Annotated in this window: 22 protein-coding genes; 4 read left to right on the top strand and 18 right to left on the bottom strand. The window is 66.6% G+C overall.

Features of this window, described 5'->3' with window-relative positions; all coding sequences use genetic code 11:
* Positions 1-102 precede the first annotated feature (102 nt).
* The 7 genes from tpiA to ACK4S9_RS13245 all read right to left on the bottom strand — a co-directional run bounded on the left by tpiA (position 103) and on the right by ACK4S9_RS13245 (position 7,155).
* Positions 103-852, bottom strand: a complete 750-nt coding sequence (gene tpiA / locus ACK4S9_RS13215) for a triose-phosphate isomerase (RefSeq protein WP_409726293.1) — start codon at positions 850-852, stop codon at positions 103-105.
* A gap of 217 nt (positions 853-1,069) precedes the next feature.
* Positions 1,070-2,056 (bottom strand): NAD(P)H-quinone oxidoreductase, encoded by a 987-nt coding sequence (locus ACK4S9_RS13220; RefSeq protein WP_409726295.1) that lies wholly within the window; start codon positions 2,054-2,056, stop codon positions 1,070-1,072.
* Between the two features lie 69 nt (positions 2,057-2,125).
* Positions 2,126-2,596: a hypothetical protein gene (locus ACK4S9_RS13225; protein ID WP_409726297.1), complete on the bottom strand. Its 471-nt coding sequence runs from the start codon at positions 2,594-2,596 to the stop codon at positions 2,126-2,128.
* A gap of 88 nt (positions 2,597-2,684) precedes the next feature.
* Complete coding sequence (locus ACK4S9_RS13230) at positions 2,685-2,903, bottom strand: hypothetical protein (protein ID WP_409726299.1); 219 nt, start codon at positions 2,901-2,903, stop codon at positions 2,685-2,687.
* Positions 2,904-2,964: 61 nt separating this feature from the next.
* Positions 2,965-3,975, bottom strand: a complete 1,011-nt coding sequence (locus ACK4S9_RS13235; RefSeq protein ID WP_409726301.1) for an MYG1 family protein — start codon at positions 3,973-3,975, stop codon at positions 2,965-2,967.
* A 40-nt stretch (positions 3,976-4,015) separates the two neighbouring features.
* Positions 4,016-4,855: a formate dehydrogenase accessory sulfurtransferase FdhD gene (fdhD, locus tag ACK4S9_RS13240; protein ID WP_409726303.1), complete on the bottom strand. Its 840-nt coding sequence runs from the start codon at positions 4,853-4,855 to the stop codon at positions 4,016-4,018.
* Entirely contained in the window at positions 4,852-7,155 is a 2,304-nt protein-coding gene (locus tag ACK4S9_RS13245; RefSeq protein WP_409726305.1) for an FdhF/YdeP family oxidoreductase, read from the bottom strand. Before ACK4S9_RS13245 ends, fdhD begins: the two co-directional genes overlap by 4 nt.
* 270 nt (positions 7,156-7,425) lie before the next feature.
* Between ACK4S9_RS13245 and ACK4S9_RS13250 the strand changes: the two genes are divergently transcribed.
* Complete coding sequence (locus tag ACK4S9_RS13250) at positions 7,426-8,775, top strand: SGNH/GDSL hydrolase family protein (protein ID WP_409726307.1); 1,350 nt, start codon at positions 7,426-7,428, stop codon at positions 8,773-8,775.
* A 167-nt stretch (positions 8,776-8,942) separates the two neighbouring features.
* On the opposite strand, the gene ACK4S9_RS13255 is transcribed toward ACK4S9_RS13250, so the two are convergent.
* On the bottom strand, positions 8,943-9,554 hold the full coding sequence (locus tag ACK4S9_RS13255; protein ID WP_409726309.1) for a tetratricopeptide repeat protein: 612 nt from the start codon (positions 9,552-9,554) through the stop codon (positions 8,943-8,945).
* Between the two features lie 66 nt (positions 9,555-9,620).
* Positions 9,621-10,406, bottom strand: a complete 786-nt coding sequence (locus ACK4S9_RS13260) for a GIN domain-containing protein (protein WP_409726311.1) — start codon at positions 10,404-10,406, stop codon at positions 9,621-9,623.
* 321 nt (positions 10,407-10,727) lie between these two features.
* Between ACK4S9_RS13260 and ACK4S9_RS13265 the strand changes: the two genes are divergently transcribed.
* The gene (locus tag ACK4S9_RS13265) at positions 10,728-12,140 is read left to right on the top strand and encodes a M16 family metallopeptidase (protein ID WP_409726313.1); all 1,413 of its coding nucleotides are present in this window, start codon (positions 10,728-10,730) and stop codon (positions 12,138-12,140) included.
* An 11-nt stretch (positions 12,141-12,151) separates the two neighbouring features.
* Entirely contained in the window at positions 12,152-13,561 is a 1,410-nt protein-coding gene (locus ACK4S9_RS13270) for a M16 family metallopeptidase (RefSeq protein ID WP_409726315.1), read from the top strand.
* Between the two features lie 59 nt (positions 13,562-13,620).
* Here the strand turns inward: ACK4S9_RS13270 and ACK4S9_RS13275 are convergent, their stop codons facing one another.
* From ACK4S9_RS13275 to rpsO, 9 genes are all read right to left on the bottom strand, one after another.
* Entirely contained in the window at positions 13,621-15,513 is a 1,893-nt protein-coding gene (locus tag ACK4S9_RS13275; protein ID WP_409726317.1) for a response regulator, read from the bottom strand.
* Entirely contained in the window at positions 15,510-16,892 is a 1,383-nt protein-coding gene (locus ACK4S9_RS13280) for an ATP-binding protein (protein WP_409726319.1), read from the bottom strand. The genes ACK4S9_RS13275 and ACK4S9_RS13280 overlap by 4 nt, the downstream gene beginning before the upstream one ends.
* Position 16,893: 1 nt before the next feature.
* Positions 16,894-17,916 (bottom strand): ATP-binding protein, encoded by a 1,023-nt coding sequence (locus tag ACK4S9_RS13285; protein WP_409726321.1) that lies wholly within the window; start codon positions 17,914-17,916, stop codon positions 16,894-16,896.
* Positions 17,904-18,371 (bottom strand): anti-sigma regulatory factor, encoded by a 468-nt coding sequence (locus ACK4S9_RS13290; protein WP_409726323.1) that lies wholly within the window; start codon positions 18,369-18,371, stop codon positions 17,904-17,906. Before ACK4S9_RS13290 ends, ACK4S9_RS13285 begins: the two co-directional genes overlap by 13 nt.
* Positions 18,371-18,727, bottom strand: a complete 357-nt coding sequence (locus ACK4S9_RS13295; protein ID WP_027867697.1) for an STAS domain-containing protein — start codon at positions 18,725-18,727, stop codon at positions 18,371-18,373. Before ACK4S9_RS13295 ends, ACK4S9_RS13290 begins: the two co-directional genes overlap by 1 nt.
* 22 nt (positions 18,728-18,749) lie before the next feature.
* Positions 18,750-19,610, bottom strand: a complete 861-nt coding sequence (locus ACK4S9_RS13300; RefSeq protein WP_409726325.1) for an STAS domain-containing protein — start codon at positions 19,608-19,610, stop codon at positions 18,750-18,752.
* A gap of 249 nt (positions 19,611-19,859) precedes the next feature.
* Positions 19,860-20,231, bottom strand: coding sequence for a hypothetical protein (locus ACK4S9_RS13305; protein WP_409726327.1), 372 nt, complete (start codon positions 20,229-20,231; stop codon positions 19,860-19,862).
* 161 nt (positions 20,232-20,392) lie between these two features.
* Positions 20,393-22,495, bottom strand: coding sequence for a polyribonucleotide nucleotidyltransferase (gene pnp, locus ACK4S9_RS13310; RefSeq protein ID WP_409726329.1), 2,103 nt, complete (start codon positions 22,493-22,495; stop codon positions 20,393-20,395).
* A 170-nt stretch (positions 22,496-22,665) separates the two neighbouring features.
* Complete coding sequence (gene rpsO, locus ACK4S9_RS13315) at positions 22,666-22,935, bottom strand: 30S ribosomal protein S15 (RefSeq protein WP_027867691.1); 270 nt, start codon at positions 22,933-22,935, stop codon at positions 22,666-22,668.
* Between the two features lie 172 nt (positions 22,936-23,107).
* On the opposite strand from rpsO, the gene bamE reads away from it, so the two are divergent.
* Positions 23,108-23,611 (top strand): outer membrane protein assembly factor BamE, encoded by a 504-nt coding sequence (bamE, locus tag ACK4S9_RS13320; protein WP_409726332.1) that lies wholly within the window; start codon positions 23,108-23,110, stop codon positions 23,609-23,611.
* The last annotated feature ends 59 nt before the right edge of the window (positions 23,612-23,670 follow it).

Below are 23,670 nucleotides of genomic sequence, written 5' to 3' on the forward strand. Positions count from 1 at the left end.
AATTCCATTTCCAAGTTAACGACGTCGAATGACTACTTTATGAATGCTTTATTTCTAAAGCTTGTGCTTCTGCTTTTCTACTTCTTCTGAAACTGCGGATGTCTACCCTGCCGAGCGGATGATCCCGAGGAAGTCCGCCGCTTTCAGCGCCGCACCACCGATCAGGCCGCCATCGATGTCCGGCTGCGCCAGCAGGTCCGCCGCATTATCCGGTTTCATGCTGCCGCCGTACAGCACCAGCGTGCGCTGCGCGGCCTCGGCGTTGCATGCGCGCAATTTTTCGCGCACGCCTGCGTGGACTTCCTGGGCCATCTCCGGCGTGGCGGTCTTGCCGGTGCCGATCGCCCATACGGGCTCGTAGGCCAGCACGATACTGTCGACGGCATCGGCACCTACCGCTTCCAGCACGGCCTCGAGCTGGGCATCGACCACGTCCATGGTCTGCCCGGCTTCGCGCTGCTCCAGGGTTTCGCCGACGCAGACGATCGGGGTCAGGCCGGCTTCCAGGGCGGCCTTCGCTTTCTTGGCAACCAATTCATTGGTCTCGCCATGGTATGCGCGGCGCTCGGAGTGGCCGACGATCACGTAGCGGCTGCCGAAATCCTGCAGCATCGACATGCACACTTCGCCGGTATAGGCGCCGACCGGATGGCAGGACACGTCCTGCGCACCCCAGGCGATCGGAGTGCCCTTGAGAATTTCTTCGCACTGGAACAGGTAGGGCGCCGGCACGCACACCGCCACCTGGGCCTTGGCATTGCCGAGACCTTCGAGGATGCCGGTCAGGAGCGCGGCATTGGCAGCGCGGCTGCCGTTCATTTTCCAGTTACCTACGACGAGCTTGGGACGCATAGAACCCCATCCTTTAATTTAACCCGCTATTCTAGCGGTCGAATATGTGGCGGTCAAACAATGGCTAGGCCATCTTCCAAACGCCAATCCCTTTTTGATTCAATCTCTTACAGCGCTTAACAGAAGCCCGAGGGCAAGGCGCATCGCCGCAGTGGCGGACCACGAAGACAGTACGCTAGTACGGCGAGACGATGCAACGCCGCCATCGGGGGAATTGTTAAGCGCTGCTCACTTCCAGGACGATTTTGCCCACGTGGGTGCTCGACTCCATCAGCGCATGCGCCTGGGCCGCCTGGGCCAGCGGGAAGCTCCGGTAAATGACCGGCTTGAGTTTGCCCTGTTCGAACAGCGGCCAGACGCGCTCGCGCAAGCTGCGCGCGATCGCGGCCTTGAAGGCGACCGGGCGCGGGCGCAAGGTCGAGCCGCTGATGGAGAGGCGGCGGCGCAGCACCTGGCCCAGGTCGATCTCGGCTTTCGCGCCGCCCAGCAACGCGATCAGGGCGATGCGGCCGTCGTCGGCCAGGCAATCGATCTCGCGCGGGATGTAGTCGCCGGCGACCATGTCGAGGATCACGTCGACGCCCTTCCCGCCCGTCAACTCCTTCACCACGGCGGCGAAATCCTCGCTGCGGTAATTGATGCCGCGTTCGGCGCCGAGCTGCTCGCAAGCACGGCATTTCTCATCCGACCCCGCGGTGGCGAATACCCGGTGGCCCAGGGCCGCGGCCAGCTGGATCGCGGTGACGCCGATGCCCGAGCTGCCACCCTGCACCAGCAGCGATTCACCCGGCGCCAACCGCGCGCGGTCGAACACATTTGACCAAACGGTAAAAAAAGTCTCCGGCAGCGAAGCGGCTTCGAGCAGGCTCAAGCCTTTCGGGACCGGCAGGCATTGCTCGGCTGGCGCGGTGCAGTATTCGGCATAGCCGCCGCCCTGCACCAGTGCGCAGACCATGTCGCCCTTGGCCAAGCCGGCGGCCGCATAGTCGCCGTCGACGATCTCGCCGGCCACTTCCAGGCCCGGCAGGTCGGAGGCGCCCGGCGGCACCGGATATTTACCGAGCCGTTGCAGCACGTCGGGGCGGTTGATGCCGGCCGCGTGCACCTTGATCAACACCTCGCCGGCCCTCAAGACCGGCACCGGCCGCTCGCAGGGCTGCAGGACGTCCGGCTTGCCGGGTTGCGTGATTTCGATGGCGCGCATGGGAACTCCTGTGTTGAAAAAACCACAATTGTAAGGGAGTCGGCGAAATCCTGCGCGTCCCGTGTCGCCTCACCCGGCGCGGCGCGTGCTGCGCCGGCCCCGGAATTCCTCGTGCGGCATGCAGTAGCCGCGATCCTGGCGGGCAAACGCGCGACCGTCACGGGATTGCAGGCGCAGGGTAGCCAGGAAGTCCGGCCCGCAGTCGTGCTCATGGGGATAGCCGGGAAGTCCGGGCATGCGTGCCAGGCCGAACTCGAGGGAGATGGCGGCGGCGGCCAGCGCATCCGGCGCGATGCCATGCCGGCGGAGCGCCGCGCGCAGGTGCAAGGCCCAATTGCGGGCCACGCTCGTACATCCCGGAAAATCTGGCTGTGCCACGCCGTGCAGCATGTCGATGTCGGCCCGGTTGTTGAAGGAGCGCACCTCCGAGTACATCACCCCGAGTGCCCAGTAGCCGTCGAAGTCGTTGTAGCGGGTGAGAAATTTCGAAAGAAGACCTGCGGTGATGTGATTGAACTTGCGTCTGGCGATCATGCCCATGCCCCCGCCGAGCGCCGGATGCCTGGCATCACGCGACGGATCGGCGAAAATGGATGGGCCAGGGGATCAGACTACCACAGGTGCAAGCTCAGGCGCGCATGCGCCGCTCCGGCTCCGGCGCGGCGCTGACACCCACCAGGGTGTCGCGGCGCAGGCGCACGCGGGTGTGCGGGGTGCGGATCCCGGCGCACATGCCCCAGGCCGCGGCCCAGCGCAGCGCCCGGTCGGTTTCCGGTCCGAAAGGCCGGGCCGCCGCGGCCCGGTTCAGCGCGGCCGACATACGCTGCATCGCGTACAGCTTTTTCATCGAAACGATCTTGGCCATGGGACCAAGATAATGTTTCGTGGCGAGACTGACCGTGCCCTGCCTAACTCAATGACGATGCCGGCACCGATGCCGATGCCGATTCGCGCGCCGCGAACAGCGGGCTCAGGCCGGTGTCCACCGCCTGCAGCGCCTGCAGGGCCATCGCATACGCGCCCTCGTAGGATTTTGCAGCAGCAATGAAACGGCCGTTGTGGCAGAACTTCGCATCGGGCACGCCGGTCACCGCCGCCAGGTCGGCGTCGCGCAGGCCGGCCCAGCTTTCCGGCAGGTCGGCGCGGGCATCGAAGGTGTCGACCGTGGCGGGCACGGTGTGCAGCATGTAGCGGTCTTCCGACAGGCTGTGGCTGAGCACGAAGAGCACCTTCGGCATTTCCTTGCGCACCACCGAACTCCAGGGCAAGGCCGCATTCCTCAGGAACAGCAGCCGGCCGTTTTCCAGCACTTGCGCCTGGCGCACCTGGGCCAGCGCCAGGATGGCGCCGACGCGGTACTTGACCGCATTGACGATCACCTCGGTGAGAAAATCCATCGCCTTGCGGAACTGGGCCAGCCGGTAGGCGTCGGCCTGCGCGCCGTAGCCCAGGCGCTGCTCGTCCATCCAGTTCGGGTTGAAGCCCGACACCACGGCCGACATGCCGTAGCCGCCCGGCGCGTTCTTGGCCGCGCCCACGTCCGACAGGTCGAGGTACTGGACGATGTCGGCGTCGATCGCATGGGCCATCTGCTGCGCGGTCTCGTCCTCCAGCCGGTGGCCGGTGTGCTGCTCGGCCAGGTGGGCGACGCAGCGCGCGCCGTATTCGCGCCAGACCAGGCCGGCGCTGGCATAGGGCACGCCGCTGGCACGGGCGCCGTCGAAGCCCTTCTGGTGGTGGTCGAAGCGGCCCGCCGCCGGATCCCAGATGCCGCCGACGTCGACCACGAAATCGGCGGCCTCGATGATGGCGCTCTCGCGGGTCCTGACGATCTCGGCGTCAGGGAAGAGGATGTGCAGGACGGCGACCGCCCATGCGTCGTCCGCATGGAACTTGCCGTTGTGGGTCACGATGACCATGAATGCTCCGGAAACTAGAATCAGGTGCGCATCATACCGCTCAACCCGATTCCACGGCGAGCCGCTGCGGATGGCTGTAGACGACGTGGCGCCCGCCGCGCACGAAGCCGGCCAGCGTCAGCCCTGCCCGCTCGGCCAGCTGCACCGCCAGCGCGGTCGGCGCCGAGATCGCGGCCAGCATCGGAAAGCCCGCGCGCGCGGCCTTCTGCACCATCTCGAAGCTGGCGCGGCTGGTCACCACCGCGAAGCCGTCCGCACTGTCGAACCGGGCGCGCGCCAGCGCGCCGACCAGCTTGTCGAGCGCATTGTGACGGCCGACGTCCTCGCGCACGCACAGCAGTTCGCCGCTGCCGTCGGCCCAGCCGGCCGCGTGCACGGCGCCGGTCGCGTGGTGCAGGTCCTGGCGCGCCGCCATCCCGGCCATCGCGCGCTGCAGCGCTTCCGGATCGAAGCGGGCCTCGCCGCCCTGCGCCTGGGCGGCGCAAGCCTCGTCGTCGAAGCAGGCCAGGCTCTCGACGCCGCACAGGCCGCAGCCGGTCTTGCCGATACGCGCGCGGCGCGTCTCCTTCAGGCGCATCATGGCGCCCGAGGCGATCCGCATCTCGATCGCGATGCCCTGCGCCGCTTCTTCCACCTCGAGGTCGTGGATCTCGCGCGCGTCGTCCACGATGCGCTCGCCCAGCGAAAAGCCGAGCGCGAAATCCTCCAGGTCCCGGGGCGAAGCCAGCATCACCGCATGGCTGATGCCGTTGTAGACGAGCGCCACCGGCACTTCGTCGGCCACCAGCTCGGTCGCGTGTTCCAGCCGGCCGTCGCGCCAGCGCCCGGCCGGCAGGCGGCAAGCCCCAGCCGGCGCGAAGAAGCCTTCGCCCGCGTTCACGACAGCCTCCCGCCGCGCTCGAGGATCACGTCGATCGCCTTGGCCGCCGGCACCTTGCTTTCCTTCGCGTGGTGCCACAGCGGAATCAGGGGATTGAGCTCGGGGAAGTAGCCCGCGATGCAGCCTTCCGGCACGTCGTAGGGCACCACGGTCAAGCCGCCGACGCGGCGCTCGACGCCGTCCTCGGCGGCGCAGCGCAAGGCCACCTGGTCGCCCTGGGCCAGCGCGTGCCTGGCCATGTCGGCGCGCGCCATGAAGATCACCATGCGGCTGCCGTAGACGCCGCGGAAGCGGTCGTCGTGGCTGTAGATGGTGGTGTTGAACTGGCCGTCGCTGCGCACCGTGAACAGGCGCAGCGTATTGGGGCCGCCGCGCAGGTCCGGATTGCCGTCGAGCGCTTCGGGCACCGTGAAATTGGCCTTGCCGTTCCCGGTCTTCCAGACCCGGTGCGCGGCGCCCAGGGGTTTGCGAAAGCCGCCCGGTGTCCACATGCGCGCATTGAAGTCGTGAAAGGTCTCGGGATAGGTCTCGGCGATCGCATCGCGGATGGTGGCGTAGTCGGCCACCCAGCGGTCCCAGTCGACGCGCGGGTTGGGTTCGAGCGTGGCCTTGGCGATGCCGGCCACGATCGCCGGCTCGGACAGCAGCGTGCCCGCCACCGGCTCGGCCATGCCGCGCGAGCCGTGCATGCAGGCGGTCGAATCCTCGATGGTCACGTCCTGCGGCCCGCTCGCCTGGCGGTCGATCTCGATGCGGCCCAGGCAAGGCAGGATGTAGGAAGCCCTGCCGTGGACCAGGTGGTTGCGATTGAGCTTGGTCGAGACCTGCACCGTCAGCGGGATCTCGCGCCAGGCCGCCTCCATCAGGCCGCGCTCGGGCACCGCGCGCACGAAGTTGCCGCCCAGGCCGATGAAGGCCTGCACGCGCCCGGCCAGGATGCCTTCGCAGGCCTCGACCGTGTTCATGCCGGGTTCGCGCGGCGGCGCGAAGCCGTACTGCTGCTCCAGCTTGTCGAGCGGCGCCAGCTCGGGCTTCTCGGTAATGCCGACCGTGCGCTGGCCCTGCACGTTGGAGTGGCCGCGCACCGGGCACACGCCGGCGCCGGGCTTGCCGATGTTCCCGCGCAGGAGCAGCAGGTTGACGATCATCGCCACGTTCTGCACGCCGTTGCGGTGCTGGGTCAGGCCCATGCCGTAGACCGCCATCACGGCGCTCGAACCGCAGTAGACCTGGGCCGCGCCTTCGAGGGCGGCGCGGCGCAGGCCGGATTCGCGCTCGATCGCTTCCCAAGTGCAGGCACGCACGGCCGCCTCGAACTGCGCCAGGCCATGCGCGTGCTCCTGCAGGAAGGCGGTATCGAGCACGCGCTGGCTGCCTGCCACCCGGGTGGCGTCGTCGAAGGCGAAGATGGCCTTGCACAGGCCCATGATGGCGGCCGTGTCCCCGCCCGGCTTGACCTGGTGGTACTGGGTGCTGATGGCCGTCTCGCTCCTGGTGAGCATCTCGGCGGGCGATTGCGGGTTGGTGAAGCTGACCAGCCCGCGCTCGCGCAGCGGATTGAAGGTGATGATCGGCACGCCGCGCCGGCGCGCCTCCTGCAACTGGTGCAGCATGCGCGGGCTGTTCACGCCGACGTTCTGGCCGAAGAAGAAGATGCAGTCGGTATGCTCGAAGTCCTCCAGGGCCACGGTGCCGACCGGCACGCCGATGGTCTTCTGCAAGCCGACCGAGGTGCTTTCGTGGCACATGTTGGAGCTGTCCGGCAGGTTGTTGTTGCCGTACATGCGCGCCAGCAGGCCGTACATGTAGGACGTCTCGAGCGAGGCACGTCCCGAGCTGTAGAACACCACCCCCTTGCGGTCCATGGCGCGCAGCAGAGCCCCGATCTCGGCGAACGCCGTATCCCAGGCGATCTCGCGGTACTTGTCGGTCTGCGGATCGTAGCGCAGCGGCACGGTCAGGCGGCCCTGGTCTTCCAGGCTGTGGTCGTCCCAGGTGTCGAGTTCGGTGACGGTATGGCGCTCGAAGAAATCGGCGCCAATGGCCTTGCTGGTGGTTTCCCAGGCCGTGGCCTTGGCCCCGCTCTCGCAGAACTCGAAGGGATGCGGATTGGCCGGTTTGGCCCAGGCGCAGCTGACGCAGGCAAAGCCGTCCGGCTTGTTTTGCTTGAGCAGCAGCGGGCTGTCCTTCAGCGGCACGCGCTGGTGCAGCAGGATGGTGGAGACTTCCTGCACCGAACCCCAGCCGCCGGCCGGCATGGTCGGGTTCTCGATCCGTACGTCGTTTGAATGCTTGCTCATGGCCGCTCCTCGTCCGTGGAAGCACCAAGCTAGTCCTGTTGCCCCGACTACTCGGTGCGCCTGCGAACAGTAAAGACGGCAGGACGGGTCAATTGACGGACAAGATTTCCCTAGCGGGACGAGAAGATTCTTGCGGGAATACTAATCTTTTGTGGCTTCGATCCCGCGCAAACGACGCGATTGTTGCCTTCTTGTTCAGCTCCCCACGGCTCGCTACAGTGGTCAGACGAGCTCATGCATATCGCATGGCCACTACCCAAGGAGCCGACCATGAAACGCTTCCTTCCCCTCCTTCTCGATGCCGCCCGGCGCCTCAAGGAAGGTATCGCCCTCACCCCCGCCGGCATGCATCCGCCGCGCCGCCGCCTGCTGCTGGGCAGCGCCATGCTGGCCGCGGCGATCGCCCTGCCGCAGCCGGCCACTGCCCAGTCCTGGACCACGGAAAACTGGACCGGTACCTGGGGCACGGCCCCAGCCGGTCCGCCGCCGGACGCCAGCCTGCAGACCTTCACCGACCAGACGCTGCGCCTGATCGTCCACACCAGCACCGGCGGCAACCGCGTGCGCATCCGGCTGTCCAACGAGCTCGGTTCCACGCCCTTGACGATCGGCGCCGCCCGCATCGGCCTGCGCGCCGGCGGCTCGGACGTGGCCGCCGGGACCGACCGCGCCTTGACCTTCGGCGGGCGCAGTTTTGTGACCATCCCGCCCGGCGCCCCTGCGCTGTCCGATCCGGTGGAGCTGAACGTGCCGCCGCTATCAAGCCTGGCGGTGAGCCTCTACCTGCCCGGCACGGTGCAGGCCACCACCGTGCACCAGCTGGCCCTGCAGACCAACTACGTGTCCCTGCCGGGCAACTTCACGGCCGCCGCGACCCTGCCGGTGCAGCGCACGATCCAGATCTGGCCCTTCCTCACCGAGGTCGACGTCGACACCAGCGGCCCGACCATCGTCACGCTGGGCGACTCGATCACCGACGGCACCCGCAGCACGCCCGACACCAACAACCGCTGGCCCGACTGGCTGGCGCGCCGGCTGCAGACCGAACGTGACCCGGTGCTCGGCATCAACACGCGCTTCGGCGTGGTCAACCGCGGCATCAGCGGCAACCGCCTGCTGAGCAATTCGCCGAACACCCTGGCCGGGCGCAGCGCCCAGGAACGCTTCGACCGCGACGTGCTGGCCACGGCCGGCGTGCGCTACCTGGTGGTCCTGATCGGCATCAACGACATCGGCAACAGCTCGCCGACCAATCCGGTGACGGCCGAGGACCTGATCGCCGCCTACCGCCAGCTGATCCAGCGCGCCCATGCCAAGGGCATCAGCGTGATCGGCGCCACCCTCACGCCCTTCGAGGGCGCAGCCTATTACTCGCCCGAGAAGGAAGTGGTGCGGCAGGCGGTGAACAACTGGATCCGCAACAACGACGAGTTCGACGCGGTGATCGACTTCGACCGCGTCACGCGCGACCCGGCCCGGCCGACCCGCTTCCTGCCGGCCTTCGACAGCGGCGACCACCTGCATCCGAACGACCTGGGCTATCAGGCGATGGGCAATGCGGTGCCGCTGAGCCTGTTCCGCAGCGCCGCGAAGGCGCCGGCAAGCGCGCCGGCGAAATGATGGTCGTAGGGTGGACGGCTTCGCCGTCCGCGCGTTCAACCAGCTCAGGAATAGCCGTGCATCTGCTCGAGCCAAGTTTGAACGCGCGGACGGGAGACCCGTCCACCCTACAAAACCCGCCGAGCCAACACATAGACAAACCGCCGGTCGAAGCCGGCGGTGTTTGATCAGGAATTGCTCCCCGTGCGCGAACTGGTCGGCAGGGGCCGGCCCGGCCGCCAGGTGCGCGACATCGCCTGCGCCTCCTCGATCTGCTCCTGGGTCATCTGGCGCGAGATGGCGGCGCGCTGCTCGACCGCGTTATGGTTGCCGCTGGCCGCCGCCAGGTTCCACAGCATATAGGCCAGCACCTTGTCTTGCGGCATGCCCGCCTGGTGGTAGCGGTACATCAGTCCGAGCGCGTGCTGGGCCTCGGCATGGCCCTGCTCGGCCGCCTTGCGGAACCAGCCCACCGCGTGGCGCTGGTCCTGCGGCACCGCATTACCGGTGTAGTACATGGCGCCGACCACGTACTGGGCGTCGGCCTTGCCCTGCTGGGCCGCCTTGTAGTGCCAGGCGAAGGCCTGCTTGTAGTCGCGCGTGACGCCGCGGCCCATGTAATACATCAGGCCCAGCAAATGCTGGGCATCCGCATGGCCGGCCTTGGCGAGCGGGACGATCTCTTTCAGTGCTACCGCGTAGTTGCGCGCGTTATACGCGCTGGCCCCTTCCGCGAAGCCCGCATGCGCACTGGCCTGCAGGCCCAGCACGAATGCGATCGCTATCAGTAGTTTTTTCATGTCTCGTTCATGGAATCAGGATCTCTGCGTACCCTTGGTCCTCGCGAGGACTCCCGTTGTTCTTGTTTATTTCCAGTTGACCTTGCCCAGGCCGTCGACGCTCACCTTGCGGTTCTGCGGCTTGCCGTGCACCGTCACCGAGCCCAGGCCCGACAGCGTCAGGTTGGCGCTGTCCTTGGCGGTCACGGTCGCGTTGCCCAGGCCGGACAGTTCGAGGGTCACGTTCTCGGCCGAGAAGGCCTGTGCGTCCAGCCCGCCCAGTCCACCCAGCTCCGCCTTCAGCTTGCGGCTGCGGCCCGACAGGGTCACGTAGCCGGCGCCGCTGAGGTTCAGCTCGACGCTCTCGCTGTTGATGCCATGTACCTTCATGCTGCCGACACCGCCCAGGTTGGCGCTCAGTACCTTGTAGTTACATGATACATTCATTGAGCCGGCCCCATCGAGGTTGAGCTCGAGTTCGTCACCCGAGAAACCGGTGATCGCCGTGCCTCCCACGCTTTCGGAACTGACTTCACGCAAGTTTGGCAGCGTCAGCTCGGCATGCAGGCCCATGCTGCGGCCGAGGTTGATGCTCACGCCCTTGGTCTCGGTGCCGATGGTGATGGTGTCGCCGCTTTGCAGCGTGGTGGTCTTGCCGAGCAGGCGCGGATCGCCGCTCAAGACCAGCAGCGGCGTGCTGCCCTGGCGGATCTTGAGGTCGACCACCCCGTCGACCTTGACGCGCACCACGCGCGCATCGACCTGGCGCGTCTCGGTGGCCACATCCGGCGCCGCCTTCGCCATGCCCATGCAGGTCAACAGCCAGGTGCACAGTGCCGCGACGGCGAAGCCGGCCTTGGAAAGCTGATTCATACCATTCTCCGAATACATGTTCTTGTTGTCCATGGAGCGCCTTGTCGGCAAACCAGTGCGCAACAGCTCAAAATTATCATGTTGCAACTATATCCGTTCGGGCCGCCATCGCCTACCGATCTGCGATGAACTGCAAAAAACGCGTCCTGGAGCGGCGTATGCACGGATGGCCGGCCTGTGGCATGCGGGGCACAGCGGGCCAGGCTTCCCGAGAAAAAGATTACTTATTGGCATGCCATTGCGCTAAGATGCAGCGCATGACGGCCCTGGCTGTCAGTACAGATCCTTCCCGAGTACTCAAACGAGGTCATACCAATGCGCATGCGCCAATTACCAGTTCTGCTGGCCGGGCTCACGTTCTCGCTGTCGGCGTTCGCCGCCTCCGCGGACCAGTGGACCCTGCCGATCGCCGTCAAGAAACTCGACAACGGCCTGACGGTCATCGTCACCGAAGACCGCAGTTCGCCCACCGTGGGCGTGTCGGTCGTCTACAAAGTGGGCATGCGCCTGGAGCCGAAGAACCGCACCGGTTTCGCCCACCTGTTCGAACACCTGATGTTCCAGGGCACGCCGAACGCCAAGAAGGGCGTGTTCGACACCACCATCACCGCTGGCGGCGGGCGCAACAACGGCTCGACCCGTGCCGACTACACCAACTACATCGAGACCGCCCCGCGCTCGGCGCTGGAGCCGATCCTGTGGCTGGAAGCGGACCGCATGAAGACGCTCGACTTCAACCCGACCACGCTGAAGAACCAGCAAGACGTGGTGAAGGAAGAGATCCGCGTAAACGTGAAGAACCAGCCCTACGGCGGCTTCATGTGGATCGACATCGGCCAGCACGCGTTCCAGAAGTGGGAAAACAACCATGACGGCTACGGCAGCTTCGAGGACCTCGAGAACGCCAGCCTGGATGACGTGCGCGCCTTCCACCGCGACTACTACGGCCCCAACAACGCCGTGATCGCCATTGCCGGCGACATCACGCCGGCCCAGGGCTTCGCGCTGGCCGAGAAGTACTTCGGCAAGATCCCGGCCCGCCCGACGCCGAAGCCGACCGACTTCAGCGAAGGCCTGAACACCCAGGAGAAGCGCATCACGCAGAGCGACGCCCTGGCCCAGGTGCCGGCGATCGCCGCGGCCTGGAAGATGCCGCCGCGCGGCCACCGCGACCAGGCCGCCATGGCCGTGCTGGGCGAACTGCTGGCCGGCGGCGACGCGTCGCTGTTCTACCAGGGCCTGGTGAAGGGCCGCGAGATCGCGCTCAACGTCGACTCCCTGTTCGGCCTGACCGGCCCCTTCGAATACGACGGCCCGACCCTCCTGACCGTGTTCGCCCTGTACAAGCCGAACAGCAGCGCCGACGCCATGCTCAAGGCCATCGACGAGGAACTCGCCAAGGTCGCGCAGGACGGCGTGGACGCCGCGACCCTCAAGCGCGTCAAGACCCGCATGCTGGCCAACTGGAACAACCAACTGGAGAGCTTCATCAACCGCGCCGACATGATGGCCAAGATGCAGGTGATGTGGGGCGACGCCAACGTGGTCAACAAGGTTCCCGGCCTGATCGAGGGCGTGACGTCGGAAGACATCCAGCGCGCGGTGCGCACCTACATGGTGCCGACCAACCGCACCGTCATCGACCGCAAGCCGGCCGCGATGCTCGCCGCACCTGCAGCCGCCCCTGCCACCCCCGCTGCCGCTGCCGCACCGGCCGCCGGCGCTAACAAATAAGGAGCGCATCGATGAAAAAACTGATGCTCGCATTCGCCGTCACGCTTGCCTTCGCCCCGGCCGCCTACGCCGCGCCCGCCGCGGACAACCTGCCGATGCCTGCCTACGGCAAGGACAACCCGATCCCGATTCCGAAGATCACCAAGAAAACCCTGGGCAACGGCCTGACCGTCTGGGTCGTGCCGCGCAAGGGCCTGCCGCGCGTGGACTACGTGCTGGCGGTACGCGGCGCCGGCTTCGCGGCCGACGCGCCGCAGTCCCCGGCCTTTGCCAGCATGCTGGCCGGCCTGCTCAACGAAGGCACCGCCAAGCGCGACTCGCGCGCGATCGCCGAAGCGGCCCAGGGCATGGGCGGCGAAGTCGGCGCCAGCGCCACTTCGGACGGCATCGTGGTCTCGGCCAATGCGCTGGTCTCGCAGGCCGCGCCGATGATGCAACTGCTGGCCGAAGTGGCGCGCAGCCCATCCTTCCCGCAAAGCGAAGTGGCGCTGGCCAAGGCCAATGCGCTGCAAGCGCTGCGCGTGTCGGAAACCCAGCCGGGCTTCCGCGCCGAGCGCGCCATCAGCCGCGCGGTCTACGGCGACCACCCGTACGCGCGCACCACCCCGACGGTGGAAGCGATCAACGCCGTGACCCAGGACATGCTGCGTCTTGAACATGCCAAGCGCCTGCGTCCGGACCGCGCCCTGCTCGTGATCACCGGCCCGGTCAAGGAAGCCGACGCGCTCAAGCTGGCCGAAGAGGCCTTCGGCTCTTGGCGTGCCAGCGGCCCGGCCTTGCCGGAAACCGCCGCCGCCCCGGGCAACGCCAAGCCGTCGCGCATCCTGCTGAACCGCGACAAGAGCGTGCAGTCGGCCGTGCGCCTGGGCAGCCCGGGCATCGCCGCCAGCGCGCAGGACCAGATTCCGCTGCGCCTGGCCAGCACCATCCTGGGCGGCGGCTTCTCGAGCCGTGTCAACACCAACCTGCGCGAGGAAAAGGGCTATACCTACGGCGCCTCGGCCGGCGCGCGCATGAACCGCGCGGGCGGCGCGATCGTCGGCGGCGCCGACGTGCGCAACGAAGTCACCGGCGCGGCGCTGAACGAGTTCCTCTCCGAGTACAAGCGCATCGGCACCGAGCTGGTACCGGCCAAGGAAATGGAGATGAACAAGCGCTACGTGGCGGGCGGCTACATGATCAGCAACCAGCTGCAGCGCGCGGTCGCCGCGACCCTGGCGCAGAACTGGCTGGTGGGCCTGCCGGCCGAGTTCCTGGGCGAGTACGTGCCGCGCATCCAGAAGGTCACGCCGGAACAGGTGCGCGAGGTGTCGCGCAAGTACTTCAATCCGGAGAGCCAGTCGATCGTGGTGGTGGGCGATCCGAAAGCGGTGGGCGAGCAGCTCAAGGCCTTCGGGGAGTTCACCGTCACCGACAAGTGACGGGTACCGCCGCCTGATGTGCAAAGCCCCGCTCTCGCGGGGCTTTTTTCTTACCATCCTCAGCCTCTGAGCGCCTGTTCCAGGTCGGGCAGCTCGGCCGGCTTGACCAGGTGCGCGTCGAAGCCGGCCTCCATCGCGCGCCGGCGGTCTTCCGGCGAGCCGTAGCCGGTGTGGGCCACCAGGCGGATGCCCGCCAGGGCCGGGTTCCTCTTGATGCGGCGCGCCACCTCGTAGCCGTCCATGCCCGGCAGCCCGATGTCGAGCACGATCACCTGCGGCTTGTGGCGCAGCGCCAGCGCCTCGATCTCGGCGGCATCCGAGGTGGTGCAGGTCTCGTAGCCCATCTCGGCCAGCAGGAAGCCCATCATTTCCATGGCGTCGACGTTGTCGTCCACCAGCAGAACGCGCATGCCGCTGCCGCCCTGCTCCGACGCCTCGCCATCGTCAAGGCTGGCCGCGGCCGCGCTGACGCGCAGCAGCGGCAAGTCGACCGTGAAGGTGCTGCCCATGCCGATGCCCGGGCTCTGCGCCGACAAGCGCCCGCCGTGCAGCTCGATCAGGTGCGACACCAGCGACAGGCCGATGCCCAGGCCTTCCGGCGCGCGGTCCGGCGGCGCGTCCACCTGGGCGAACATGCCGAAGATGCGCGGCAGGTTGTCCTCGGCGATGCCGATGCCGTTGTCGCGCACCGCGATCTGCACCCGCTCGTCGTCGCCCAGGCAAACGCGCACGGACAGCGCGCCGCCTTTCGGCGTGAACTTGGCCGCATTGTGCAGCAGGTTGCCGATCGACTGGGCCAGGCGCACCGGGTCGCCCATCACCCATACCTGCTGCTGCGGCAGCTGCACGTCCAGATGGTGCCCGCGCGCCGCGATCAGGGGCCCGGCGGTCTCGATCGCCTGGGCCACCACGGCGCCCAGGTCCACCTCTTCGGTGCGCAGCACGATCTTGCCCTCGGAAATACGGGCGACGTCGAGCAGGTCGTCCACCAGGTGGGCCAGGTGGTCGACCTGGCGCGTGATGACTTCGCGCGCGCGCGCCTGGCGCTCGGTGCTGCCGTCGCTGTTCGCGCCCAGCAGCGCGGCCGCGTTGCGGATCGGGCTGAGCGGATTGCGCAGCTCGTGGGCCAGCGTGGCCAGGAACTGGTTCTTGTTGCGGTCGGCCGCGCGCAGCAGCGCTTCCATCTCCTTGCGCGCGGTGATGTCGCTGGTCACGCGCGCCACCCGGTAGACATCGCCGCGCGCGTTGCGGACCGCAAACAGGCGGTCGCGCACCCAGTGCATGCGCCCGTCCGGTCCGAGGATGCGGAACTCGTCGTCGTAGTTCGGCGCCTGCCGCAGCTGGCGCCAGCGCTGCGCAATGCGCTCGCGGTCTTCCGGGTGCACGGCGTCGAGCCAGCCCTCGGGACGCTGGCGCAAGGCTTCCAGGCTGCCGCCCCAGATGTCGGAATACGCCGGGCTGACGTAGATCAGGTCGCCTTCCGGCACGGCGAACATCCAGAACACGTCGTCGATGTTGTCGGTGATCTGGCGGAAACGCTCTTCGCTGTCGCGCAGCTGGACCTGGGTCTGGCGCATGCGCAGCAGCGCATTCACGTTGGCGATCAGCTCGTCGGCCTCGATCGGCGCGGCCAGGTAGTTGTCGGCGCCGCCTTCCAGCCCGCGGATCTTGTCGGCGCGCCCGGTCAGCGCCGCCGAGGTCTGCAGCACCAGCACCATGGCGCTCTCAGGGTTGGCCTTGATGCGGCGGCAGACCTCGATGCCGTTGATGTCCGGGAGCTTCACGTCGAGCAGCACCAGCGCCGGGTTCAGGCGCTTGACCATGTCCAGCGCGTCGGTGCCGTTGGTCGCTTCCACCACCTCGAAGCCCGCCCCCTGCAGGATGCGGTTCTTGGCGTAGCGGGCGCCGTCGTTGTCGTCAACGTTGAGGATCAGGGTGGAATTGGCTTTCATGGTTCGGTTCCATCGTGGCTTGGCTGCGAAGGGTCATGCGAAAAACGCCGCGGCAAGGTCAGCGTGAAGGTCGAGCCGACGCCTTCCGTGCTGCGCACGTCGACGCGCCCATGCAGCAGTTCGGCCAGCTTGCGGCATAGCGGCAGGCCCAGGCCGGTGCCCTTGCTGCGCCGCTGGAGCGGATGCTCGATCTGGCTGAACTCTTCGAAGATCAGTTGCAGGTTTTCCGGGCTGATGCCGATCCCGGTGTCGGCGACCGCGAAGGCGATCGTGTCCTGCTGCGCATCGTAGCTTGCCGAGACGCGCACCGCGCCGTGCTCGGTGAACTTCAGCGCGTTCGACATGAAGTTGCGCAGGATCTGGGAGATCTTGCCCTCGTCGGAATCGAAGGCCTCGGTAAATTCCGACGGCTCGAAGACCAGTTCCACGCGGCCTTCGTCGACCAGCGGCCGCATCATGCCCTTCAATGCGCGGAACAGGTTGTCGATCACCACCGGGGCCAGTTGCACCTCGACCTTGCCGGCCTCGATCTTGGCCAGGTCGAGCAGGTCGTTGACCAGTTCCGACAGGTCGTTGGCGGCCTTGGCGATGAACTGCACCTGACGCTCCTGCTCCGTGGTCAGGTCGCCGTCCATGCGGTCCAGCAGCAGCTGGGCCAGGGCGCGGATCGAGGACAGCGGCGTGCGCAGTTCGTGGCTGGTGTTCGACAGGAAGCGCGACTTCATCTCGTCTGCGCGGCGCAGGCGCTCGGCCTTGTCCTCGATCTCGGCGTACAGCGCGACGATGCCGCGGTTGGTGTCTTCCAGCTCGCGCGTGAGCGAGAGCAGGTCTTCCTGGCGCTCGCGCAGCTCGGCCAGCGTCCCCAGCAGCTCGTGGTTCTGCAGCTGCAGCTCCTGCAGCGTGTTCGAGACCGGGCTGCCGGCCAGGCGGTTGCCGATCTCGGCCAGGCGCGCGCTGTCGACGATGGCCTGCGGCGGCAGCGCCTTGCGCATGGTGACCGCGGTGACCATGCCCTGCTCCGGCTCGACTTCGCAGGAATCCATGAGGCGGTGCGCGCTGATCACCGCCAGTTCCGGCAGCGTGCGGCTGAATCCGGCGTCGCGCGGCGCGGGCGTGTCGGAGCGGCGCTCGCCGGTGCCGATATTGATCGTGACCTCCAGGTGCTGGCGCCCGAGGTTGCGGCCCAGCAGGAAGGCGGCGCGCCCGCCCGATCCCTGGTGGCAGGCGGCCCGGGCGATCTCGGACACCGCGGTGGCCACGCGCACCTGGTCCTGCTGCGAAAAGCCGAGCAGCTCGGATACCTGGCGCGCGCGCTGGCGCACCACGACCACGTCCTGGTCGCTGTCCAGCGCCACGTTGAGGATGCGGTGCAGGCTCATGTCAACTCCCATGCCGGCGCACGACCAGCACCATGGCGTCGTCGCGGCGGCGGATGAAATCGCGCATCAGGATGGCCGCGACCAGCGCCGGGCTGCGTCCGGCCAGGCCCGGATACTTGTCGAGGTCCCACTGGGTCTGGATGCCGTCCGAATGCATGATGCACAGCGCCCCGCGCGCAAAGGGCAGCGCGAATTCCTGCACCTTGCGCATGTTGTGGCCGACGATGCCGTTGTGCGACACCAGAGCGCGCCGGCCGCCGTCGATGACGCAGCCGGCGATGTTGCCCACGCCGGCGAACCGCAGCTCGCCGGCGTCGAAGTCGATCCGGGCGGTGGCCAGCGCCGCGCCGCGCGTCGGGCGCAGCGCGTCGTGGGCCGCCTGCATCAGTTCTCCGGCCTGGCCGCCCTTGCGGACGTCGAGGACGCGCACCGCTGCCGCGGCGGCGCGCGCCGCCTCCGGCCCATGGCCCAGGCCATCGACGGCCATCAGGCTTGCGCCGCGGCTGTCGCAGCGCACCCCCCAGCCGTCGCCGCACTCCTCTTCGCCAGCCATCGGCGTCCACAGGGCGCCGATCTCGACGCCGCACGGCTCGGGCGCCGGCAGCTCGCGCCAGATGCGCATGAAGAAGACGGAGCCCTGCCCGGCCTGGGTATAGGCGTCGAACTCGTCGGACAGGCGCCGCAGGGCGCCCAGCCCGGTGCCGGAGGTTCCCGCCGTGGACACGCCGTCGACCAGGCTGGCATCCAGGTCGAGGATGCCGGGGCCCTTGTCGATGGCGAGCACGTCGACCCCCACGCCGGCGGCCGACTGGGCCGGCCCGACATGGATCTCGCCCTCGCCCGCATGCTTGAGGATGTTGGTGGCGGCTTCGGTGATGACCAGCGCCAGCTGGCCGGCGCGGGTCTCGTTGAAACCCAGCGCGTCAGCCAGTTTCTGGCCGTTGCGCCGTACCGCCGCCACGTCGCTCGCATGGTTGATTGCGAAGACCTCCTGCCGGGTGAGTGAACTGATCAGCGCTTCCATTTCACCACCAGCACGGCAGTGCCCTCTCCGGGACGGCTTTCGATGTCGAACTCATCGGCGAGGCGTTTCGAACCGCCGAGGCCGAGGCCGAGGCCCCCGCCCGTGGTGTACCCGTCGCGCAGCGCGGTCTCGATGTCGGGGATGCCGGGACCGGCATCGACGAACAGCAGGCCGATGCCCTGCTTGAAACCGTCGGCCAGGCTGTCGAGGTGCACTTCGCCTCCCCCGCCATACTTGATCGTGTTACGTGCCAACTCGCTCGCGGCCGTGACCAGCTTGGTCTGGTCGACCAGGGACAAGGCAATGGCCACCGCCCGCTCGCGCACCTGCTTGCGCAGGCCTACAACGTCCTCGTCCGACTGCAGGCGCAGGGTCACGCGTGCGGTGCGATGCTGGCGGTGGCGGTCCAGCAGCGCGGTCTCGAACAGGACTGCGTCGGTTTGCGCGCCGTTCATTATTTATAGCTCTTTCCCAGCAAAGCCATGCCCTTCTCGACGTTCAGGGCGGTCTTCACGCCATGCAGCGTCAGGCCCAGTTCGACGAGGGTGATCGCCACCGCCGGCTGCATGCCGACCACCACGGTGCGCGCGTCGAGCACGCGCGCCATGGCGGCGGTATTGCTGATCATCCGGCCGATGAAGGAATCGACCAGGTCGAGCGCCGAGATGTCGATCAGGACACCCTTGGCGCCATCGCTGACGATGCGCTCGGTGAGGTCGTCCTGCAGTTGCATGGCGAGGCGGTCGTGCATGTCGACCTGGATCGTCACCAGGAGCAGGTCGCCCATGCGCAGGATAGGAATGCGTTCCATATGCTTGTCCTGTGCTTGGGTGTTACGCCTTGGCGACGACCGAGGTGCCGGTGCGCTCGAGCGCGACCAGGAAGGCGTCGGCCAGGGTGGCCTTGGTGATCACGTCTTCCAGGTTCACGCCGAGGTGCACGATGGTCTGGGCGATCTGCGGGCGGATGCCGCTGATGATGCAGTCCGCGCCCATCAGGCGGGCGGCTGCGATGGTCTTCATCAGGTGCTGGGCAACCAGGGTGTCGACGGTCGGCACGCCGGTGATGTCGATGATGGCGATGACGGCGCCGGTGTCGACGATCTTCTGCAGGATGTTTTCCATTACCACCTGGGTGCGCGCCGAATCCAGGGTGCCGATCAGCGGCAGCGCCAGGATGCCGTTCCACAGCTTGACGACCGGGGTCGACAGCTCCAGCAGTTCCTGCTGCTGGCGCACGATGATCTGGTCCTTGGTCTTCTGGAACACTTCGATGGTGTACAGGCCCAGCTTGTCGAGCAGGGTGCTGATGGTCCATGAGGTCGAAGCGATCGCTTCGGCGTCGCCCGCGAAGCCGGCGCTCAGGCGTCCGAATACCGGTTGCTTCAACGAGAAGACGAAGGTGGCGGTCTCGCTCGGGGTCGAGCCCGACTTGGCGCGCGTCGAGGAAATCTCGGCCAGCAAGTCGCGCACCTCGTCCCATGAACGGTGGTCGATGTTGTCCAGTTCGCCGGCGCGGGTGGCAACGGCGAAGGCTGCCAGGAACTGCTGGCAATGGCTGCGCAATTGCTCTTTCGAGCTGGACGTTCCGCGCACGATCAGTGCTTCCAGCTGCGCAATCCACTCAGCGCCGATCTCGGCCTGGTGTTCCTGGAGGAGCTGGCTGATACGGGTGGCGTAATCCTTCGTGGTCATCGGTTCGATTCCTAGTGATGGATGGTTGATTTCAAGTGGGCGCTACGCGGAACACGGGCGTGCGATCCCATCGTTAAGCAAATAAACAACTATAACACTTATTGCATTACGGTCACGACACAGTTGTGCGGGGTGCAGGGCCGGAAATGTGCCCGGCAGCAAGCCTGCCGCCCATGTTTCAGGGGTGCGTGCACCATGGGAATGTGCGGGCGCGGACAAGGCCCGCCCGGATGCCGTCGGCGTGCGCCGTCAGTGGACTGGCCGCAGCGCGACCTCGATCACCTGGCCGCTGATCCGGTCGACCCTGAACACCAGCAACTGCTCCCGGACCGCGCTGCCGCTACTGGCAGCCTGCGCGACGAGGTAGGCCGGGTCCTCGAAGTCGGCATAGGCGCCGGGCTCGCCCAGCCACAGCTTCAACTCGACGATCGACATCCCCTGCGGCGGGTGCTTGTCGAGGAAGGACGCCATCATGCAGCCGCGCCCGAAGCGGTCGGCCTGGGCCCAGCGTTCGCGGTCGAAGTCGCACGAGCCCCATTCGAAGTACAGGGCGACGGAGGTGTGGCCGCCGCAGGCGTGCAGCAACAGCGACAGGCAGACGGCAGGGATCAGGGAACGCATGTTTTGCCCGGAGGGAAGACAATGCCTACGATTCTCGGATCATCCCTGACAGTCTTGTTGTCAAGGCTCAAACCGACCGCCGTCAGGCAACAAAAAACCGCCAGGCTCACGCACTGGCGGTTTTCATGTCGAGCGGCGAACCGCTCAGGCTTTGGCGCAAATTACTGCGCCGCGCCTTCCACCGGATCGGCAGCCTTCATCGACAGCTTCAGGCGGCCGCGCTCGTCGGTCTCGAGGACCTTCACGCGCACTTGCTGGCCTTCCTTCAGGTAGTCGGCCACGGCGTTGACGCGCTCGTTGGCGATCTGCGAGATGTGCAGCAGGCCGTCCTTGCCCGGCATGACCTGGACGATGGCGCCGAAGTCCAGCAGTTTCAGCACGGTGCCGTCGTAGGTCTTGCCCACTTCGACCGATGCGGTCAGCTCTTCGATGCGGCGCTTGGCTTCCTGGCCGGCGGCGGCGTCGACCGAGGCGATGGTCACGATGCCTTCGTCGGTGATGTCGATCTGGGTGCCGGTTTCCTCGGTCAGCGCGCGGATGACGGCGCCGCCCTTGCCGATCACGTCACGGATCTTTTCCGGGTTGATGCGGATGGTGATCAGGCGCGGTGCGAAGTCCGACAGCTCGGTCTTCACGCTCGGCACGGCCTTCTGCATCTCGCCCAGGATGTGCTGGCGGGCTTCCTTGGCCTGGGCCAGCGCCACCTGCATGATTTCCTTGGTGATGCCCTGGATCTTGATGTCCATCTGCAGCGCGGTGATGCCTGCCGGGGTGCCGGCCACCTTGAAGTCCATGTCGCCCAGGTGGTCTTCGTCACCCAGGATGTCGGTCAGGACCGCGAACTTGCCGCCTTCCTTGATCAGGCCCATGGCGATGCCGGCGACGTGCGCCTTCATCGGCACGCCGGCGTCCATCAGTGCCAGGCAGCCGCCGCAGACGGACGCCATCGACGAGGAACCGTTCGACTCGGTGATTTCCGAGACCAGGCGCACCGAGTAGCTGAACTCTTCCGCCGACGGCAGCGCGGCGACCAGCGCGCGCTTGGCCAGGCGGCCGTGGCCGACTTCGCGGCGCTTCGGGGTGCCCACGCGGCCGGTTTCGCCGGTGGCGAACGGAGGCATGTTGTAGTGCATCATGAAGTCGTCGGTGTACTCGCCCATCAGCGCGTCGATCTTCTGGCTGTCGCGTGCGGTGCCGAGGGTGGCAACCACCAGCGCCTGGGTCTCGCCGCGGGTGAACAGGGCCGAGCCGTGGGTACGCGGCAGCACGCTGGTGCGGATCGCGATCGGACGCACGGTGCGGGTGTCGCGGCCGTCGATGCGCGGCTCGCCGTTCAGGATCTGCGAGCGAACGACCTTGGCTTCCATGTCGAACAGGATGTTGCCGACTTCGGCGCTATCCGCTTCGACGCCCTGGGTTGCCAGGCCGGCCATCACTTCAGCCGAGATCGACTTCAGCTTCTGCTGGCGCGCCGACTTTTCGCGGGTCTGGTAGGCGTCGCGGATCTTCTCTGCGGCCAGGTCGTTCACGCGAGCGATCAGGTCTTCGTTCTTCGGGGCCGGGCTCCACTCGACTTCCGGCTTGCCGCCTTCGGCGACCAGGTCGTGGATGGCGTCGATGACGGCACGCATCTGGTCGTGGCCGAAGACGACCGCGCCCAGCATGACTTCTTCCGACAGTTGCTGCGCTTCCGATTCCACCATCAGCACGGCGGTTTCGGTACCGGCCACGACCAGGTCCATCTGCGAGGTCTTGAGCTGGGTGGTGGTCGGGTTCAGGATGTACTGGCCGTTCGCGTAGCCGACGCGCGCCGCGCCGATCGGGCCGTTGAACGGGATGCCGGCGATGCACAGCGCAGCCGAGGCGCCGATCATGGCAGGGATGTCCGGGTCGATCTCAGGGTTGACCGACAGGACGTGGATGATGACCTGGACTTCGTTCAGGTAGCCTTCCGGGAACAGCGGGCGGATCGGACGGTCGATCAGGCGCGAGGTCAGCGTTTCCTTTTCCGAAGGACGGCCTTCGCGCTTGAAGAAACCACCCGGAATCTTGCCGGCCGCGTAGGTTTTTTCCATGTAATCGACGGTCAGCGGGAAGAAGTCCTGGCCCGGCTTGGCGTCCTTCTTGGCGACCACGGTTGCCAGCACGACGGTATCTTCGACCGACACGACGACGGCGCCGCTTGCCTGGCGCGCGATTTCACCCGTCTCCAGGGTGACCGTGTGTTGACCGTACTGGAAGGTTTTCGTAACTTTATTAAACATGGGTAATCCCTTTCTATTTGCCGACAGATTTTCAGGAGCTGTCGTTCACCTCACCACGGACGGGAATACTCCCCCGCCATTACTACAAAAACAAAAACGGCATAAACAAAAAATGCCCGCGACAGGTATCTGGCGCAGGCATTTCGTGACTAAATCGTCTGGACCAACGATTACTTACGCAGGCCGAGCTTGGCGATCAGGTCGCGGTAACGGTTTGCGTCCTTGCGCTTCAGGTAAGCCAGCAGGCTCTTGCGGCGGTTGACCATCATGATCAGGCCACGACGCGAGTGGTGATCTTTCTGGTGTGCCTTGAAGTGGCCGTTCAGCTCGTTGATGCGTGCGGTCAGCAGTGCGACCTGGACTTCCGGCGAACCGGTATCGTTCTGGCCACGTGCGTTGTCCGCGATGATCGCGGCTTTGTTGATGTTTTCTACGGTCATGATGTTACCTTTCACATGCGGTGCATGAGTCGAAACCCAGCGCACCGTGATTGTCTAATGTCCTGCCCAAAACGGACAGACCCGCCAGTATAGGGGAAAACGGAGCCTGGGGCCACTGTTTGCGTCGGCTTGAGGGGCGGTTCTATGGATTTTGGGGCGTCTGGAGGCCCAAATGATGAACAAATTGATCAGATTTACAACATTCGTGGCCCTCGTCATGCTCGGCGGCTGTGCCGGCATGCTGCGCGAAGCGCCCAACGTCGGCGATCCGGAAGACCTGGTGCAGAAAAAAATGGGGCCGCCCACCAGCATCTACGGCGCCGGCAACGACCGCATCTTCGAGTACGCGACCGGCCCCATGGGCCAGTTCACCTGGATGGCGCACATCGGGGCGGACGGACGGCTGGTGTCCTACGAGCAGGTACTGACCGGGGAAAAATTTGCGACCATCAAGGTCGACCAGGCCACCCGGGAGGACGTCTTGCGCACCATCGGCCGGCCGGCCGAAAAATCATACGTGGCGATGCGCGACTGGGAGGTATGGTCCTACCGCTACAAGGAAGCGGGGGTGTGGAATTCGATGATGCACGTGCACTTCGACCGCAACGGCATCGTGCGCCAGATGCTCAACGGGCCGGATCCGATGTATGAGCCGCGGGATCGGATGGGGTGGTGAGTGCACGCTCCCTACAGAATTGGGTTCCCGCCTGCGCGGGAACGACGATGTTGAAGCTC

This window comes from Massilia sp. (assembly GCF_046293535.1).
Taxonomy (GTDB): domain Bacteria; phylum Pseudomonadota; class Gammaproteobacteria; order Burkholderiales; family Burkholderiaceae_D; genus Telluria.

Excerpts from the sequence above, each read along its gene's own strand:
- ACK4S9_RS13260 (WP_409726311.1), bottom strand. The coding sequence starts at position 10,406 with ATGAATCAGCTTTCCAAGGCCGGCTTCGCCGTCGCGGCACTGTGCACC.
- ACK4S9_RS13295 (WP_027867697.1), bottom strand. The coding sequence starts at position 18,727 with ATGGAACGCATTCCTATCCTGCGCATGGGCGACCTGCTCCTGGTGACG.
- ACK4S9_RS13285 (WP_409726321.1), bottom strand. The coding sequence starts at position 17,916 with ATGGAAGCGCTGATCAGTTCACTCACCCGGCAGGAGGTCTTCGCAATC.
- pnp (WP_409726329.1), bottom strand. The coding sequence starts at position 22,495 with ATGTTTAATAAAGTTACGAAAACCTTCCAGTACGGTCAACACACGGTC.
- ACK4S9_RS13290 (WP_409726323.1), bottom strand. The coding sequence starts at position 18,371 with ATGAACGGCGCGCAAACCGACGCAGTCCTGTTCGAGACCGCGCTGCTG.
- ACK4S9_RS13255 (WP_409726309.1), bottom strand. The coding sequence starts at position 9,554 with ATGAAAAAACTACTGATAGCGATCGCATTCGTGCTGGGCCTGCAGGCC.
- ACK4S9_RS13230 (WP_409726299.1), bottom strand. The coding sequence starts at position 2,903 with ATGAAAAAGCTGTACGCGATGCAGCGTATGTCGGCCGCGCTGAACCGG.
- ACK4S9_RS13300 (WP_409726325.1), bottom strand. The coding sequence starts at position 19,610 with ATGACCACGAAGGATTACGCCACCCGTATCAGCCAGCTCCTCCAGGAA.
- tpiA (WP_409726293.1), bottom strand. The coding sequence starts at position 852 with ATGCGTCCCAAGCTCGTCGTAGGTAACTGGAAAATGAACGGCAGCCGC.
- ACK4S9_RS13270 (WP_409726315.1), top strand. The coding sequence starts at position 12,152 with ATGAAAAAACTGATGCTCGCATTCGCCGTCACGCTTGCCTTCGCCCCG.
- rpsO (WP_027867691.1), bottom strand. The coding sequence starts at position 22,935 with ATGACCGTAGAAAACATCAACAAAGCCGCGATCATCGCGGACAACGCA.
- ACK4S9_RS13235 (WP_409726301.1), bottom strand. The coding sequence starts at position 3,975 with ATGGTCATCGTGACCCACAACGGCAAGTTCCATGCGGACGACGCATGG.
- ACK4S9_RS13250 (WP_409726307.1), top strand. The coding sequence starts at position 7,426 with ATGAAACGCTTCCTTCCCCTCCTTCTCGATGCCGCCCGGCGCCTCAAG.
- ACK4S9_RS13265 (WP_409726313.1), top strand. The coding sequence starts at position 10,728 with ATGCGCCAATTACCAGTTCTGCTGGCCGGGCTCACGTTCTCGCTGTCG.
- ACK4S9_RS13245 (WP_409726305.1), bottom strand. The coding sequence starts at position 7,155 with ATGAGCAAGCATTCAAACGACGTACGGATCGAGAACCCGACCATGCCG.
- ACK4S9_RS13225 (WP_409726297.1), bottom strand. The coding sequence starts at position 2,596 with ATGGGCATGATCGCCAGACGCAAGTTCAATCACATCACCGCAGGTCTT.
- ACK4S9_RS13220 (WP_409726295.1), bottom strand. The coding sequence starts at position 2,056 with ATGCGCGCCATCGAAATCACGCAACCCGGCAAGCCGGACGTCCTGCAG.
- bamE (WP_409726332.1), top strand. The coding sequence starts at position 23,108 with ATGATGAACAAATTGATCAGATTTACAACATTCGTGGCCCTCGTCATG.
- ACK4S9_RS13275 (WP_409726317.1), bottom strand. The coding sequence starts at position 15,513 with ATGAAAGCCAATTCCACCCTGATCCTCAACGTTGACGACAACGACGGC.
- ACK4S9_RS13280 (WP_409726319.1), bottom strand. The coding sequence starts at position 16,892 with ATGAGCCTGCACCGCATCCTCAACGTGGCGCTGGACAGCGACCAGGAC.
- ACK4S9_RS13305 (WP_409726327.1), bottom strand. The coding sequence starts at position 20,231 with ATGCGTTCCCTGATCCCTGCCGTCTGCCTGTCGCTGTTGCTGCACGCC.